At 58.9% G+C, this 16,646-nt stretch carries 14 protein-coding genes; 5 read left to right on the top strand and 9 right to left on the bottom strand.

Going from position 1 to position 16,646, the window contains the following annotated elements; genetic code table 11:
- The first annotated feature begins 75 nt into the window (after positions 1-75).
- A complete protein-coding gene (locus VH599_06120) occupies positions 76-2,016 on the top strand; it encodes an APC family permease (GenBank protein ID HEY7347878.1) in 1,941 nt (646 codons plus the stop codon).
- A gap of 48 nt (positions 2,017-2,064) precedes the next feature.
- The gene (locus VH599_06115; protein HEY7347877.1) at positions 2,065-2,568 is read left to right on the top strand and encodes a hypothetical protein; all 504 of its coding nucleotides are present in this window, start codon (positions 2,065-2,067) and stop codon (positions 2,566-2,568) included.
- A gap of 84 nt (positions 2,569-2,652) precedes the next feature.
- Here the strand turns inward: VH599_06115 and VH599_06110 are convergent, their stop codons facing one another.
- The 5 genes from VH599_06110 to VH599_06090 form a co-directional block, all read right to left on the bottom strand.
- Entirely contained in the window at positions 2,653-5,448 is a 2,796-nt protein-coding gene (locus VH599_06110) for a GAF domain-containing sensor histidine kinase (GenBank protein ID HEY7347876.1), read from the bottom strand.
- A 35-nt stretch (positions 5,449-5,483) separates the two neighbouring features.
- The gene (locus tag VH599_06105; GenBank protein HEY7347875.1) at positions 5,484-6,542 is read right to left on the bottom strand and encodes a polyprenyl synthetase family protein; all 1,059 of its coding nucleotides are present in this window, start codon (positions 6,540-6,542) and stop codon (positions 5,484-5,486) included.
- Positions 6,543-6,661: 119 nt separating this feature from the next.
- Complete coding sequence (locus tag VH599_06100) at positions 6,662-6,889, bottom strand: hypothetical protein (GenBank protein HEY7347874.1); 228 nt, start codon at positions 6,887-6,889, stop codon at positions 6,662-6,664.
- 185 nt (positions 6,890-7,074) lie between these two features.
- On the bottom strand, positions 7,075-7,479 hold the full coding sequence (locus VH599_06095; GenBank protein HEY7347873.1) for a hypothetical protein: 405 nt from the start codon (positions 7,477-7,479) through the stop codon (positions 7,075-7,077).
- A gap of 20 nt (positions 7,480-7,499) precedes the next feature.
- Complete coding sequence (locus VH599_06090) at positions 7,500-8,750, bottom strand: serine hydrolase (GenBank protein ID HEY7347872.1); 1,251 nt, start codon at positions 8,748-8,750, stop codon at positions 7,500-7,502.
- Positions 8,751-8,947: 197 nt separating this feature from the next.
- Here VH599_06090 and VH599_06085 point away from each other — a divergent pair, with 197 nt between their 5' ends.
- The 3 genes from VH599_06085 to VH599_06075 all read left to right on the top strand — a co-directional run bounded on the left by VH599_06085 (position 8,948) and on the right by VH599_06075 (position 12,115).
- The gene (locus tag VH599_06085; GenBank protein HEY7347871.1) at positions 8,948-10,135 is read left to right on the top strand and encodes an ISAs1 family transposase; all 1,188 of its coding nucleotides are present in this window, start codon (positions 8,948-8,950) and stop codon (positions 10,133-10,135) included.
- Between the two features lie 428 nt (positions 10,136-10,563).
- Positions 10,564-11,712 carry an acetyl-CoA acetyltransferase gene (locus VH599_06080; protein ID HEY7347870.1) on the top strand — a complete coding sequence of 383 codons (1,149 nt, stop codon included), beginning with the start codon at positions 10,564-10,566 and terminating at the stop codon, positions 11,710-11,712.
- A 1-nt stretch (position 11,713) separates the two neighbouring features.
- The gene (locus VH599_06075) at positions 11,714-12,115 is read left to right on the top strand and encodes a Zn-ribbon domain-containing OB-fold protein (GenBank protein ID HEY7347869.1); all 402 of its coding nucleotides are present in this window, start codon (positions 11,714-11,716) and stop codon (positions 12,113-12,115) included.
- A 3-nt stretch (positions 12,116-12,118) separates the two neighbouring features.
- Here the strand turns inward: VH599_06075 and VH599_06070 are convergent, their stop codons facing one another.
- From VH599_06070 to VH599_06055, 4 genes are all read right to left on the bottom strand, one after another.
- Positions 12,119-12,844 (bottom strand): MgtC/SapB family protein, encoded by a 726-nt coding sequence (locus tag VH599_06070; GenBank protein ID HEY7347868.1) that lies wholly within the window; start codon positions 12,842-12,844, stop codon positions 12,119-12,121.
- An 80-nt stretch (positions 12,845-12,924) separates the two neighbouring features.
- Positions 12,925-13,848, bottom strand: coding sequence for a nucleoside hydrolase (locus VH599_06065; protein ID HEY7347867.1), 924 nt, complete (start codon positions 13,846-13,848; stop codon positions 12,925-12,927).
- 38 nt (positions 13,849-13,886) lie between these two features.
- Positions 13,887-15,218: an FAD-binding oxidoreductase gene (locus VH599_06060; protein HEY7347866.1), complete on the bottom strand. Its 1,332-nt coding sequence runs from the start codon at positions 15,216-15,218 to the stop codon at positions 13,887-13,889.
- Positions 15,219-15,304: 86 nt separating this feature from the next.
- A complete protein-coding gene (locus tag VH599_06055) occupies positions 15,305-16,423 on the bottom strand; it encodes a pyridoxal phosphate-dependent aminotransferase (protein ID HEY7347865.1) in 1,119 nt (372 codons plus the stop codon).
- Positions 16,424-16,646: the final 223 nt, after the last annotated feature.

Raw genomic sequence — 16,646 nt, 5'->3', positions numbered from 1 at the left:
TTTACGCAGAGAACGCTGATTTTTATGTCAACTTCATCCTTTCTATCTGAATGGTGAGTGGCAAGGAGCATGTTGATGCAGACGTCAGAACGCGCAGTTGAACCTTCTACGAGTACTGCTGGCTCAGAGGAACATCAGCGTGGTCGGTTAGGTTTCTTCTTATGCTGGGCGGTGGTGTTTGCCGACATCGGAACCTCGGTCTATTACGTTCCTGGCATTCTGTATGGGCAGGTGGGCAATCTGGCGGGGTTCTTTGTCTTGCTCACGATGATTGTGTTCATCTTGCTGACCCTGAAGTACGCAGAAGTGACCGCGCGCTATCCCCAGGGTGGAGGTGTCGTTACCGTTGCCGCCAGCAACTTCAAGCCCTGGACAGGCGCTCTCGGTGGGATGCTGGAGTTGGGGGATTATTTTTTAACTGCTGCGATTAGCGCGTTATCCGGGTTGACCTATTTGAGCGTGGTAGTCCCGGTGCATGATCTCTCGGTTCTCGTAGTGATCACAGTGGTCGTTCTGGTTTTGCTGGGTCTGCTGAACTGGTGGGGGGTAAGTGAGAGCGCCGCCGTCAGCGCGGTTGGCGCTGTGATCGCCTTCACCAGTGATATTGCTATTCTGATTCAGGTCGTCCTCCATGTTCCTCTGTCTACCCTGCTTCATCTCGTTCCAGAGATGTTTGAGGGCCGACCTCTGACGCCGCTCGCGCTGATGACGGGCTTTGCAGGCTCTTTTCTGGCCTTTTCCGGGTTGGAGAGCATTTCTCAGATTTCGCCTGTGATGAAGACTCCGCGCAAGCGTACCAGTCGGCGCGCCTTGCTGGTGGTGGTGCTGACGGTGGGTGTGACGAGTCCGCTGCTGACGTTGTTTGCCACGACGCTGCTGGATGCGAGCCAGGCGAACCCCAATCAGTTTATTTCTTTGCTGGGCAGTACCTATGGGGGCAAGCTGCTGGGCATTGAGGTGGCTATCAGCGCCTCGGCCCTGCTGATTTTTGCGAGCAACACCGCGATTATTGGCTGTTACCATGTGTTGCTGGCTTTGTCGCGGATGCACTTTTTACCGCCAGCGGTGCAGCGACGCAACGCCTGGCGCGGCACACCACAGTATGCGATTGTGCTGGCGACCGGGATTCCTGTCGTAATTCTGCTGCTTGTTCGCGGGGATATTGCTTTACTGGGCGATATGTATGCCTTTGGCCTGTTGGGCGCTTTCAGTTTAACGTGCCTGGGCATTGACGTGGCTCGCTGGCGCGATTGGCGCCATCACCGCGAGCGGCAAGTTCTGCTCAAACAAGTGCGCTCAGGCAACGGTGCTGATGCTACGGTGGGAGAATTGGTGGAGCTTCCGCTGCCTGGTCAATCATCTATGGCCCCTGTGCCGCTCTGGCTTTTTGCGTTGGGCATTCTTACGACGATACTGGTGATGATTGCCTGGGGTACGAATCTGGTGTTCAAGCCCCCGGCAACCGCGTTCGGCGGCGCTGTTACGGTGGTTGGTCTGGTGACAGCGTATACGACAGCGCGCTATCTGGCGAAACGGGGCAAGTGGATGGTCTTTCCCATTCAGGTCTACGGGGCTGTTCCTGGCTCGACCCTGGCGGTGCTGCCCACCACCACTGAGGGGCGCGAGGCTGTAATCCGCGCCGCCTGCCGTGAAGGGCAGGAGGGTGAGGTGATCTTCCTGTATCGGGGTTCGCCGGTCAGCAAGCGACGGCCTGAGTTATTCGAGAATGCTGACCCCTATCTCAACGATGAAGAGGCCAGGCAGGCTTTTTCCGAGGCAGAACAGATCGCGCGTCAGCAGCGGGTTCGCCATTGCGCGGTCTACGCGCTGCCGACGCCCGATGCGGTCTTCCATTACTGGCAACTGCTGCGCCCGCGCGATACGATTTTTGGCCCCCAGGAACACCTTCAAGGTATGCTCCTCGCTCCTGATCTGGTGCGGCACAGCGGGGGGCCTGGGGGCCAGGTCACGCATTACATCAAGAACTGGCCGATAGCCGCTGTTGGGGTGACTTAACAGCGCGCTCCTGGCAAGAAGACATTCCGCAGATGAGGGAGGTAAGGCATGATTCACGACACAAGCAGCCGTGTATCGCGGATAAGGCGCTTTTTTGCTCTCATGAACGCCAGCCAGCTATTGGCGGTAGGAGGAGACGCCTCAGTGGTGAAGACACAGCAAAACAAGGCTTCCCTCAACGCGCTGCCCCATGCCTCGCTGCTTTTGGAAACTCAAGCGCCGAGCAAACCTCCGGCCCACCTGGATAAGCAGCCGACAGCGGAACACATCCGAGGCGTGGTGGCGCGCTGTCGGGAACTGGCACGCCAGTACGAAACCATCCCATCGGTTGTGCTGGAGCGCGAGTGGTGGCGGTCTTTCTATCGGGCAGGGATTTGCCTGCGGGATACGCTGGAAGAGTATCGTGATCGCTGGCATCTGGTGGGTATGACAAGCAAGGAAGTGGAGCAAGCCTATTTGCTGCTGCTGAGTGTCGCGTACTTTTATGAACCCGGCGGAGTTGCTGAGGCGTTTTTCAAGGAGCAGGGGTGGGTCTGGTCGGATGATGGATAGGAGCCTGGCAGCGTTTCGCCATGCCTCCAGGGAGGCATGGCGAAACGCTGGCCGCCTGGAAGTCCCACAAGTAACAACGACCATTCAGCAGGATGTGATATTACCAGGCGCATCTTCCCATCCAGCGAAGAGCTTGCTCGTAACCGGCGTTTCGGCCAGGGGAAGCTGCACAAAAAAGGCGCTTCCTGATCCGGGAATCCCGTCACTTTCAACCCAGATGGTTCCGCTCATGGCTTCAATCAATTCTTTGCAGATCGCCAGACCCAGGCCGCTGCCGCGCACAGGACTGTTGAGGTCGCGTTCGAGGCGGGTGAAGCGCTCGAAGATTTTATCCTGGTCGCTTTTGGCGATGCCAACGCCCCAATCACGCACGATCATTTCGGCTACGGGCGCTGCGCCAGCGGGATAGCGGTTGGTGTGGATTGGCCCGCTGGTTCCTGAGGGATAGGGCGCTTGAATGAGACGGGTGCGCCCATCAAAGAGGATCGGGCGACCTTCGGGGCTGTATTTCAGGGCATTGGAGAGCAGGTTCAGAAAAATGCGGTAGAGGGCTTCTTCGTCGCCAATGGCAATGAGGTCGAGTGGTATCTGGTTGCGAATCCGATGGTGGCCGCGCTGGGCCAGAGCCTCCATAGATTGAATGGTTCGCTGGGCGACAGTGTATAGTTCTACTGGCCGAGGCTTCAGTTGTTCCTGGGTGAGATTGGTTTCGGCAGCGACGAGTAAGCTGTTGAGTTGCTCATGCAGCACTTCGGTTTGTTCGCAGGCGCGTTCGATGAACAACTCGACTTCTTGGGGGCGCAAGGCGCGCCCTTCTGATCCCAGGTCGCGCAGAAGCTCCAGATACCCCTGCACGCCGGTGAGCGGGGTGCGTAGTTCGTGGTGGGCGGTGACGATGAATCGATCTTTCAGGTGATCCAGTTCTTGTCGGCGCTCATAGGCAGTATGCAGGTCGGCATAGAGCAGCGCGTAATCCAGCGCCAGCGCGCGGCGTCCGGCCAGAAAGCGCAGCAAACGCAGGTCGGTGTCGGAGTACATCTGGTCGTCCTCGCGTCGAGAGAGCGCGAGCAGGCCGACCAGCCGCCCGCGCACGCGCATGGGCGTCAGCAAATGCCAGCTATCCAGGTCCGGCGGCGCGAGTTCGGTCTGGATGGCTCCGGTGATGGAAGATGATGTGTTGCCCTGGTGCGCGTGCGCCTGGGGGGATTCGCCAGCCCGCGTGCTTGTTGGCGCAGGCTCCACCAGGAGGGGGCCGCCCTCCCTGGCGAGCCGGACGGAGAGGCTCTCATCAACGAAGAGGGCGCTGGGCGGTTGTGGCGTCTGCGGAGAGGGCGCGAGCGCGACGGCGCTTCCGGGCGATGGTGAGGCGGTGCTCGGTTCGCCGGTTCGTGCGCTCGCGTGCGGAACGGAGATTTCTAGCAGGTGCCCGGTGGTTTTGTCAGGCACAAACACAGCGACTTGCCTGACAGGCAGGGCCAGATGGACTTCGCCGATCAGTTGGCCGACGATGCGCTGCGGGTCCAGGCCGGTGCGCTCAATGGTTTCGCCCTGAGCGATGAGCCGCCGGTAGCGGCGCACTTGTGGGAAGAGCCACGCTTCGGTGATCCAGCGCGCAGCGGCCAGGATAAAGGGCGCGAGTACGGCTCCGGTGATGATGCCGATCACCAGGGCTGGCGTAGGGGGCAGCACTCTCAGTGCTTCAGCCAGCAAGATAGCAACAATGCCCATGCCGATGAAGGTGAGCAGGAATACAGCGGTATTGCGAATGAGCGAATCGAGCCGCAGCAGTTCGCGGCGCACAATGGCATAGGCAAACGAGAACGGCAGGACGATAATAGCCAGATCGCTGACTGTGCCCGGCACTAGCTGCTGGCGGGTGATAACTTGGGGAATAATAGTCAAGGCCAATGGTGGTAACAGCCCAAGCAGCATGCCGACGAGCAGGGTACGCGCCCGCTCGCGTGTTACTCCCACCCGATGGGATATGGCCGCTCGCATAATCAAATACAAAGATAAACTGAGCGCAAGTACGGTTTGGGCAGAGCCGAGCACTACTGCCCGCTCAAGCACATCTGGCTCTTTCAGAGTGATGGCAACGAGATAGGGGGTAATAGAGATCAGGCCAATCACGACCGGGATCTCTGGCAGCCAGCGGTATCTTGAGCGCCGCCCTCCTCTTCCTGAAGTGAGGGGCCGATTGCTGTTGGAGATGGGACGCGCCGCCGGACTTGGAAACAGCAAGCGCCAGAGGAAGGTTGCCAGCAGCCCGGGAGCCAGCCCAGCATAGACGATGCCAGAGATATGCACTGCCAGCAGATTTCCGAAGGATGCCGCTGGCACTAAAGAACTGGCGAGCGCCAGAGCGGTCCACAGCAGAAAGAAACGGAGCGCCAACACCCGATCTGTGGCGTGCAGGAACACGAGTAGACCCAGCAAGAGTGAAACCAGCCCCAGGACGAACCAACTGAGCGAGAGGAGGGTAGCAAGCTGGTCGGGGGCTGACCATCGGACGGTATGGGCTTTCGCGTCTCCTGGCGAGAAGATAGTTAGCTCGCTTGTCTGGTTGATCTGGTTCTCATTTTGGGGGGGCTGGCCGTCTGCCGCCAGAATCTGGTCGCCAGCCTGGATGTTGAAGTCACTCGATAATCCACGATCACTCCAGGTGATTTGCCAGGCTCCTGATGCGTTATTCATGGGCTGGGCACCGAGGCCCCACCAGTGATTGCTGCTAATTAGGGCCATGATGCTGACAGTTACTGCCGGGAGATAGAGCAGAACCGCCAGAAGGATAAACAGGGTGCGGCGCGCTCGTACATGCGCTGTTGGATGCTGGCGGCGGGGTTGGGCAAGGGTATACTGAACATCTTGGCTATCACGCATCGGCGCCTCCTGTGCTTGATGGTGGTATCGGTCAATTAAGACCCTTCCCAGGTCGGGAGCGTTAACGGCCAGAGGAGCGGATGCGGCCCAAATTGCTCCTCCAGCGCCTGGAGAGCGTTCTGGGCGCGTAAACGAAAGGTTTCGGCAACAGCGTAGGTATAGGACAATGCTGTCTGAGCATCCAGTGACCGATCCTGTTTTCCTCTGTCTGTGCCCTCTATCATACCGCGCTGTTCAAGTACCAGGGGCAGCGTTTTTTTCTGTCGCTGACGGTCACTTTTTGCAGCCTGCGTCTGTGCTTCTTCGGCATCGTGCAGATCATTAAGAAGCTGGAACCATACCCCCAAATGCCAGCCAAACAGGCTCACTGTCTCGAAATAGGAGAATGGCCTCTCTTGCCGATACGTCGCCCCCGCCATTGCCCCCAGTCGGCAGATGAGGGCCAGCAAGGTTCCCGATTTTTTCTCGGTCATCTCCATGACCTGAGTTTCATTGACGGCGCTCATCTGCTCAAAGCGCAAGTCCAGGTATTGCCCGCCCAGGCTGGTGAGGATGCTGGCATGAAGCGTCTCCAGTGCGGCATGCATCTGGGCATCGGACCACTCTGTAGACCGCGCCCGATTGAGCGCAATGGGGACAAGCTCCAGAAGCGCGATCCCTGTGTTCAAGGCCAGGGGCATGCCTAGCCGTTGAACAAAGGCGCTGTCGCCATCCTGCACATCGTCAATGATATCCAGGGCTGCGCCCAGGAACTCAGAGGCGGCTGCCGCAGCACGCGCTCGTCTCCAGAACGATGGAGGAAGGCGAGCGAGCGAGGAGCTTTGCGCGCCAGAGGCGGCAGCGGCGGTGAGTAACACGGGCAACCCCCACCCGCGCAGATCACGGGCATCCAGCGGCTCTCCCTGCATGACGGGGCGGCCAAGCAGCTTGCCAGGTTCGCGGAGAGCCTCTGTTATCCGGCGCGCGAAGCCAGGAGGAAAATGTCTGGCGCGTATCTCGGAGAGCATCAGCCGTCCAACCGCTTGTAATTGATCACTGAACAGAAGACGGGTAGGAAGTTCACTCAGCAGCCCTGTGATATGAGAAACTGCCATGCTTTTTCTTCCCTATTCCTAAACTGTTGTAGAGTGAAATTGGGCCGTCAGGGTAAGATTCCCCTGACGGCCCAGCCCTTACAACTTGCTTTATTGCCACCTCAACAGAATCGTTCTGCTTAGAACCATTGGCTAAAAGCTTCGGCTTCCGTTGTGAACAGCGAGTTGCGGCGGCGCATATTGCCGAGCAGCCCCTTGATCGCTTGACGCTCTTCTTCATCGAGGCTGTAGTTGGCAAAGGCCAGTTCTGGATTTGCCAGCGCGTCTTCCTTAAAGGTTTCGTCCCTAAACAGCCGGTCTACCACTTGCCGCACGCCATAGCTCAATCCGTGTTTCTTGTTGTCCATTCGACTCTCCTTATCAGTCTCAATGCAAGCGGAGCCAGAGGCTCACTCCTGTGCGGCGCCGCGCTCCAGCATGATGTGCAGGGGACGCGCGCCACGTTTCCCAACCAATCATACCATGATAAGTTAAACTTGTCTAGTGGTTGAGGTGGAAATTACTTGACCGGCTTGTTATTTGCCTACTGTGCCTATCTTTTTCTGAGGAGGAGAAACCCTGAAAGAATCAGGAAGATGATGAAAACGATGATATAGAAGCGTGGGTCGTCTGCCGCGAAGAGTTGGCCGCCGTTGTTAGCAGGGGTTGGAGCGGCTGTGGGGGCAGTCGTGGGGATGGGCGAAGGGCTGAGTGTGGCTGCAACTGTTGGGGCGAGCGTGGGTGTGGGTGTGGCATTGGCATTGGCGGCGCTGTTGCCTACTGGCGCCTGCGTTTGGATGGTGCTGTTGGCGCTGATAAGCGAGATGATGCCGATAGTGAACAAGAAGCCGGCGCTAAAACCAAAGGCGATGCCAATGAGCAAGGCCCGCCAGCCTGTCGGCAGTTGGCGAGGGGATGGCGGCTGGGGCGGCCATCTGGTTGAATGCTGCGCTCTCATCGTGTCATGGACCTCTATTGTTAAAAGCCGAAATGTCCGGCTGGGAGATCGGATTTGGCAGGCGCTGCCAGGGATGGTTGCGGTGTCGGGGATGGATGGGGTGTTGGCGTTGGCGCGGGTGGATAACAATAGCTGGAATAGGCCGGGACATTACACTGATTGAATGCCCAGAGCAAGGTGGGCAACATGTCACCAACCAGCGGGTTAAAATAGTCCTGGCTGGTATATAGGAAAGCCGCCACCACAGTTTGCTGCTGAAAACGCACTAATAAGACATAGGAAAGTTTGTGGCTAGTGTTATCACACCACATACAGCCTTTTTTCTGGGCCAGAACCTGGAAAGGCAGATGTAAGTTTTTGACGGCCTTTGCTGAAGGAGCGCCGGGCGCTTGCAGGCCAGTCCAGCTATCGGGCAGGCTGTGGATGGTCGAGCGATAGAGCCAGGAGTCGCCTTCGTGATATTGCGTAGCGCCAAAAATGGTGACGAGATCGGGCTGTCGAGCAAACTCTAGCATGAGGATTGCCATATCGTGCGCGGTGGAAAAATTTCCTACCGATGTGCTTTCGCCATTCTGCCAGTTTTTCGACGAGGTTTTCGCATAGCCATATGGGCTGGTGTAGTGCGTATTGAGCATGCCCAGCGCCTGAGCGCGCTGATTCATCAGCCCCAGGAAGGCTGAGCGCGACCCGGAGACAAACCGCGCCAGCGCCATCGTGGCGTCCGCTGCGCTCTTGATGGAGACCATATAGAGAAGGAGCCGAACGCTGTAGGCGTGGCCGACCTGAAGGTAGGCGACGGAGGCGTCATATTCGACTTGCTTATCAATTTGCTTCGCAACCACCTTGGTATCCAGACTCAGGTGCTGCACTTGCAGATACTCTTCGACGAGCAGAGCCGCCATGACTTTGGTGGTGGAGGCTGGCTGGGCAATGCCTTCCGCGTTGCGTTCGCAGAGCGGCTGCCGGGTTTGGGTATCAATCAGACTGACGCCAAAGGTCGGATCGGACCGCAGCGTGGGGCAGATGGGCGCAATCAATGGCGGCGTGGTGGGCTGCTGGATACTGTCGGGGAGGGCGTTGGATGCCTGGGAAGTGGTGAGCGGGCTGTTGGGGCCAAGGAGAAGCGCGGCAAGGGCTGTGACGGCCATCAGCGCGGCAATTGCCACAGTACGAATATTCAACAATCGCGCCCTGGGCAGGCGCTCGTCATCCAGGTTATACGCGGGTGTTAGCCGGGTGGTGGTCTTCTTTACTGGTTGTTCCCTTGACATGTCTGCATCATCTCTAGCCAGGCTCTGCGTATCAAAAGCCTGAGTTGTAGCGGTTCAACTCTAGCACAGTGCGCCTCTCCTGGCAAGGGGGATTGCGCGTAGGCAGGGCTTGAAAATGATTGCTGAGAGCGAGAGGCTCCAGAGGCTGCTAGGATGGAATTACCACATTTCATCTCAGCCGCAAGGAGCCTCTCGCTATGTATTCTACGGTACTGCCTGTGACCTTGCCTCCCTTGACGGACTCGCAACGCCACGACCTACTCTACGATGCCGCCCTGCTCAGTTTGCATGATGCGTTTGCCGCCGTCCCTGATCCCCGCTCTCGTCATGGACGGCGCTATGACTTGCCGTTCTTGCTCACCTGCTTTGTGGCCGCGCTGTTGTGCAATTGCACCCATAGTGAAGCAGTGGGCCAGTGGTGTCGTGCGGAGCCTCGGCTCCTGCGCCGCCTCTTTGGCTCGCGTCGGTTTGTCACCCCTACCGGAGCACTCTATCGCTGGCTGTTCCCCCAACTGAATGCCCTCGCCTTGGAGCAGGTGCTGGCAGCCTGGGTGCAAGCCACGTTGGTAGCTGATCCGAATGAGCCAGTGGCCCTGGATGGTAAGACGCTGCGCGGCGCTCGTACCAGCACCCAGGCTGCCCCGCATCTGCTCAGCTTTTGCACGTACCGCAGTCATGAAACGCTCCTCCAGGTGCGGGTGGAGGAGAAAACGAACGAGATTCCCGTCGCCCAAACCCTCCTGCCGACCTTGCCGCTGCGCGGGCGGGTATGCACGGCCGATGCGCTGCATACCCAGGTCGCCTTGATGCGGGTGCTCCATGAGGCGCAGGCAGAAACCGTGCTGACGGTCAAGGAGAATCAGCCCAGTCTGTTGGCCGACCTGATCACCTATTTCGCCGATTCCGCTGCCTGTTACCAGCAGGCCGAAACCTGGGACTGCCATCGGGGGCGTATCGAAGTGCGCCGCATCAAAGTCAGCACCGAAATGACGACCTATCTGGCTGCCACCTGGCCTTATGTGGCCCAAGTGGCCCAACTCACCCGCTGCGTGACCAAGCAAGGGCAGACCCGCCAGGAGGTGGTCTACCTTATCACCAGCCTCACCCCTGCTCAAGCTCCCCCGCAGCGCTTGCTGGACCTCATCCGAGGCCATTGGCACATTGAGAACGGCTTGCATTATGTGCGTGATGTGACCTTTGGCGAAGATCGCTCGCAACTGCGCACGGGCAATGCCCCGCAGGTGATGGCAAGCTTACGCAACCTGGCGATTACGCTAATTCATCGGACTGGCTCTACCCAGATTGCTGCGACTCGGCGCTATCTGGCCTTCCACCCGCGCCACGCGCTCTATTTGATCCTCCACCAGCGCAATCCCCCGCGATAATTTTCAGACCCTAGAGCGTGTTATGCACTTTTACGAAGGCAGTTCACGTCCGGGCTAACAGCAATGGATCGCAGTTTGACATGGTTGCTGCAAAGCTTGGTGAAAAGCGAGTCCGCGCAAAAGTGCATAACAGACTCTAGGGAACACCCGAACCTCTTTTCAAGCGTCAAGGAATGTGATAGCGTTGGATCGCAAAGCTGGGGACTGGAGATACATCTCTCGTTTGAAAACGCTGGACGTACATCACGTACTGGTTATCTCTGTAAGGTAAGGTAAATGTCCAGAAAAACAAAGTCGACTGAATACTGGTCCGTTGGTTGTGCAAGATATTTTAAATATGAGCAAGAACTATTAGGTTATGAGCAAGAACTTTTAATTCTAATACGAACCATCTTTCGCTATTGTACAAAGGGAGTGAGATTGCTGGCATGAGACCTGATCGTATCGCGGCCATTGTGGGCGTGGCAGAATCAGACCTGGGCGTAACGCCAGGGAAGACGGCCCTTCAACTTCAGGCGCAGGCGGCAAAAGCCGCGCTGGCCGATGCGGGATTAGAGAAGAACGATGTTGACGCGCTTTTTACCGCTGGCAATTGGGCGTGGTCGCCGAACCTGATGCTGGCGGAGTACCTGGGTATTCAGCCCCGCTATGCAGATGGGACCAATATCGGTGGCTCCTCATTTGAGGCGCATCTGGGACACGCGCTGGCGGGTATTGAGGCGGGTCGCTTTGAGGTAGCCCTCATTACATATGGGAGCACTCAACGCTCGGATCAATCGCGTAATCGGCCCGCAAACCACGCGACGTTAGTTGAGCAGTTCGAGCGTCCTTATGGGCTGCCTGCTCCGGTTGGCGCGTATGCGCTGGCAGCCATGCGCCATATGTATCAATATGGCACGACCAGCGAGCAGCTAGCGGAGATTGCTGTGGCGACGCGCAAATGGGCGATGATGAATGAAAAGGCGATGATGCGCACGCCAATCACTATTGAAGATGTGTTGAGTTCGCGCTGGATTGCCGAACCGCTGCATCTGCTCGATTGCTGTCTTGTGACCGATGGCGGCGGCGCGGTCGTCGTCGCTTCGGCGCGCCGCGTTGGCAGCACACGCAAAAAGCCTGTCTGGGTGCTGGGGCATGGCGAAATGCTGACCCACTATGGGATTACGAACATGCCTGATCTGACCGTGACAGGAGCCGTTCAGTCGGGGCAGGCGGCCTTTGCTATGGCCGGGGTGCGGCATGAAGATATTGATGTGGTTGAAATCTACGATTCGTTTACGATCACTGTTCTGCTGACCCTGGAGGCGCTTGGCTTTTGCCAGCCTGGCGAGGGCGGCGCGTTCGCCAGCGATCAGCGGACCGCGCCAGGCGGAGCCTTCCCCATGAATACGAACGGCGGCGGCCTGTCCTACTGCCATCCCGGTATGTATGGTATCTTTTTGCTGATCGAGGCTACGCGCCAACTGCGGGGGGAGTGTGGACCGCGCCAGGTTCCAGACGCGAAAATTGCGCTGGCGCATGGGACGGGCGGCGTGCTTTCGTCGTCGGCGACGATTATTTTGGGGAGGGACGCATAAGATGGCTGAGCATATTCCGGTCCCTGTGCCTGATGGCGATTCCAGGGTGTTTTGGGAAGGCGTGGCGCAGGGGAAATTGTTGATTCAACGCTGCGATGCCTGCCAACAGTTCATTTTTTACCCACGATTTCTTTGCCCGCACTGTTTCTCTGACTCGCTTGCCTGGGTCGAAGCGCAGGGGACCGGGACGATCTATTCCTATACGGTTGTTCATCGCGCGTTTGGCCCATTTGCCGATCAGGCGCCTTATGTGGTGGCAATCGTTGAGCTGGCGGAAGGGGTGCGCATGATGACCAGGATTACGGGAAGCGAACAGGACGCTGTGCGCATTGGCGCGCCGGTGCGGGTGGTCTTTGTGGAAGCCGATGAGGGCGTGACGCTGCCCTATTTTCAACTAAACTGATGCTCAGCCGGAGTCCTGTTCTTCCTCGCCTAACTCCGTATGCTGAACCACCTGCTTCTGCCTGCCATAGGAGACTTCCCGCACTCCAGGGAGGCCATGCAGACGCTCGGCAAGCTGCGAGAAGCTGTCGGCGCGCCCTCCGTGTAGTTCTAAAATGATGAGGCTTTCGCTTGCCTTCTTGCCTGGTCGAAGCTGAATCTGCCAGATGTCCATCCCGAAGTCGCGCACACTGGCTTCAATGGCGCCAATCGAAGCTTGCTGACGCGAGATGCGAACGGTGAAAGGCGCTATGCGTTTGTGGGCGAACAGACGCTGCTCCACAGGTCTTAGCCCTGAAAGGATGAGGAGTAGAATGCCTGTCGTGATGGCGGCAGGGATATAGAGACCTGCCCCGGCAGCCAGGCCAATAGCAGCAACGGCCCAGATGCTGGCAGCGGTAGTCAGGCCATAGACCGTGTTCTTGCGCAGAATAATAAGCCCCGCGCCCAGAAAGCCAATGCCACTGATGACCTGCGCCGCGATACGCGAAGGGTCTAGCACGATAGTGCGGTCTGCTGTGATGACATCGGTAAAGCCATAGGACGACACGATCATCACCAGCGCCGACGCCGTGGATACCAGGGCATGCGTGCGCAGGCCAGCGCCACGATCCAGGCGCTCGCGCTCGAAACCGATCACAGCGCCTAGAACGGCAGCGGCAAGCAGGCGAAAAATCTCTTGCGCGATCATGATGCGTCTCCTAACTCCTTGCTCGTCTCCTCGCATAAGGCGTTCCAATCGCCCACACGAACTTTACCGGCGAGAAGAGCTTATGCGAGTCTCTCCAGAAACCAGGCGACAAAGCGTTCGGCGTCGACTCCAACGGACGCCTGCACATTGGGCGCGGGCGCGTCAGGGCGCTGGAAGAAGGCTACTGTTTCGCCCAGCGTGAGCGTGCCGTTCAGTTCAACATCCACATAGGCTGGTTCCCACTGAATAAAGTCTGGACGGAATGCGGCTGCCAGGTAGAGGGGATCGTGCAGGCGCAGCACATTATTTCCAAACTTTGGGGCAAAGGCATCGAAGTAATATTCAAGCATCTGCTCGATGCAGCGGGTGATTGGGCTGCCATTCCGGGCAAGCTGGCGTGTCTGCTCGCGGGTAATGACGGTCAGGTTGGTGGCATCGAGCGATACCAGGCGGATCGGCCAGCCTGCCTTGAAGACGATATGGGCGGCGTGCGGGTCGGCGTAGATGTTGAATTCGGCGGCGGGTGTGATGTTGCCAGGTACACGCAAGGCGCCGCCCATGATGACGACCTCGCGGACCTGGGAGACGATGGCTGGCTCGCGCCGCAGTGCCAGCGCCAGATTGGTCAGCGGGCCAATAGGTACAAGCGTCAATTCTCCTGGCGCGGCCAGCACGCGCTCGATGATCAGGTCGGGGGCAGATGGTTTGACGACGTTAATCTGCGGCTCAGGGAGTGTGAGCGTTCCCAGGCCGGTGGGGCCATGCACGTGTTTGGCGTCTACCGGCGAGCGAACCAGGGGCTGGGCGCTGCCGCGAGCCACGGGTATATCGGCGCGTCCGGCGACTTCGAGCAGGCTCAGCGCGTTGCGGGTGGTCAACTCAACCGGGACATTGCCATGTACCGTTGTGATAGCCTCTAGCTGAACCTCTGGCGAAGCCAGCGCCAGAAAGAGCGCCAGGGCATCATCAATGCCTGGGTCGGTATCAAGGAGTATGCGCGGCATCTTTCTCTCTTCTCTCGGAATAGACAACGTTGACGGTATCACAGAACGTGCGTTTCCTTGTGCGAGCGGCTGAAGTCGCGGCCAGGGTCGAAGGTTGCCAGGTTGATAGAGTATGCCTCAAAGGGCGGCAGTAGCTGCGCCTGACCGTTTTTGATGCTGCCGCTGATTAACGCTGCAACCAGCGTTGCTGTGATCGGCGCATGCATCAAGCCATGCCCGGAGAAGCCCGCCGCATGCACCAGGTTAGCCAGGCGCGTATCGAAGCCGATCAGCGGGTTGGCGTCTGGCGTCATGCCATAAAAGCCGGAAGTGGTAGCGACTAATCCGCCTGCGTCTACCAGGCGCGGCGCAAAGGCTGCCGCCTGTTCCAGTACTGCGTAACCGAAGTTTTCAACGCCTTCGCGGTGCGAAAAGCCGGGCCGAATCGCGTCCTGGTCGGCGTCGGTGAAATCTGGCTCTGGCGGGGTTTCGCGCGCCCAGGCCAGCAGCAGCAGTTCGCCCTCCGGGCGCGAGTGCGCGCCCCGGCCCTTGCCCATGCCGTAGATGGTCATGGGTAACTGTCGCCAGCGTTCCTGTTCCATGATCGGCTGCGTCGGCTTCCAGAAATAGAGATAACGCTTTTGGGGCGAAATTGCCAGGTCCATCCCCTGGAGGCGCTTGCTGACTCGCGGCGCCCAGGCGTTGGTGGCGTTAACGATCCAGTCGGCTTCGAGTTTGCCCGCGCTTGTTTGGAGCGCGACAATGCGTTCTCCCTGGATGGCTGCGCCAAGCACCTCTGTCTGTTCGCGTATAGTGACGCCCAATTCCTGCGCCCGGCGGAACCCTTCGCCATAGATCATATCGGGAATGAGAAAGCCATCTTCCGCGCACCAGGCTGCGCCAATCAATCGCTCTGCGTCTAGATGCGGCCAGCGCTCCTGCGCCTGGGTGGGAGTCAGCAGTTCAACCGGATGGCCCAGCCGCCGCTGCATCGCGGCGTCTTTCTGCGCTCGCTGCCAGGCGCTCGCCGCTTCCAGGCGCAAGGCGTGATTTTCCGCCTGCGGCGGGTCTTCATACAGGAAGAGATAGCCATTCTGGCGCATGACGGGATGCCGCCGCTCCGGGGGCGTCTGTAAGTGGTCATGGAAGTGGGCGTACCACCACTCGGAATAGCGCATGCCAATAATGGTCTCTTCCACGCCAAATTGCGCGCGGATGCCCGCCGCCGAGCGCGAGGAGGAGCCGTTTCCTCGTCTGGCTTTTTCAAGAACTGTGACCTGAAATCCTTGCTCGGCAAGTCGGACGGCGCTCAGGGCGGCGGTGGAGCCGCCGCCGATGATGATCACCGAGCCGCTGCGGTTGCGCTGTGGTGAAGCAGAACCAGGCGCCATATTATCTGACTCCCTTTCGGAGAAACGATAGTGTTATGGAAGCCGCTTAGCAGAAGAGCGGCCATGTGGCAAGGAGGCCGTTGTTGTCAGGCGCCGCCAACTGAGGCGATGGTCGGCCATACCTCGCGCAGCACCGCTGCAAACGCGGCGCGCTCCTCTGGCCTGCCGACAGTCACGCGAATACAGCGATTCAGCGGCGATACGCCAGGCACGCGCACGAAGACATCGTGCTCAGCGAGCGCAGCCAGGAGGGCGCTCGCCCGTTCTGGCCCGCCGACATCAAGCGAGACAAAGTTTGTCGCCGATGGGATCGTGGGCAGCCCCAAACTGTGGGCCAGCTTCTCGTAGTCCTGTCGCCCTTTGCTCACCTCTGCCATCACCGCTTGCAGATAGTCGGTATCTTCCAGCGAGGCCAGCGCGCCCGCCTGAGCAACGAGATTCACGCCAAAGTGCAGGCGGATCTTCTCGAAGGCGCTGATGGTTTCGGCGCTGCCGATGGCGTAGCCGATTCTGGCTCCGGCCATGCCGTGTGCTTTCGAGAAGGTGCGCAGGCGCAGCATGCGAGGGTCGTCGGCGTCGATCTGAGCGATGGCCTCGGCTGGAGCAAAATCACTATATGCCTCGTCCAGCAGCAGCAGACAATCATCAGGCAGGCTCTCAAGGAAGGCTTGCAGGTCATGCGCGCTGTGCCAGGAGCCTGTCGGATTATCGGGATTCGCCAGATAGACGAGGCGCGCTTTTACGCGCGAAGCCGCTGCTGCCAGGGCTTGCAGGTCGTTTGTGTTGTTTCGATAGGGCACGCGCTCCAGGCTGCCACCGTAGCCAGCGACGTGGTAGTTGAAGGTAGGGTACGCGCCCAGCGATGTGACTGCCACTTCGCCGTGTTCAAGAAAGGCGCGCACGATCAAACCCAGGAGATCATCAATGCCGCTGCCAACTACGATCTGATCCATGCTGACGCGGTGATGCCTGGCAAGAGCTTCACGCAGGACATAGCTTTCCGGGTCGCCGTACCAGGCAACCTGATCGGCGGCTGCCCGCATCGCTTCTCTGGCGCGCGGCGATGGGCCGAATGTACTTTCGTTGGCCCCCAGCCTGAGCTTGATGGGACGCCCACTCTGGCGCTCCAGGGCTTCGGGCGCGACGAATGGCACAGTTGCAGGCAGTTCGGCGACCAGGCGAGTGAAAGGCGCTCGATTTCTCATGGGCTTGTTATCTCCGCTCCTACATAGTTAGTGCCTAGCTGGCGCTATAATCGGTTTGCCTCTAGTCTACCGCATCCGCTGAGGTTTTGCGAGGCGCGTGTAGGCTTGCGCCGGGCTATATACAAGTTCGCTGGCGGCTGGAGGCTGGCGGACTTGTGCATGACTCCTCGTAATTATGGGGTTGCAAGGCGGTGCAGTTTAAGGTAAGCTGTGTGAGGTCATT

Source organism: Ktedonobacterales bacterium (genome assembly GCA_036557285.1).
In the GTDB taxonomy this organism is placed as follows: domain Bacteria; phylum Chloroflexota; class Ktedonobacteria; order Ktedonobacterales; family DATBGS01; genus DATBHW01.
The sequence above is the reverse complement of the archived record's forward strand: the minus strand, read 5'-3'. Positions and strand labels throughout refer to the sequence as shown.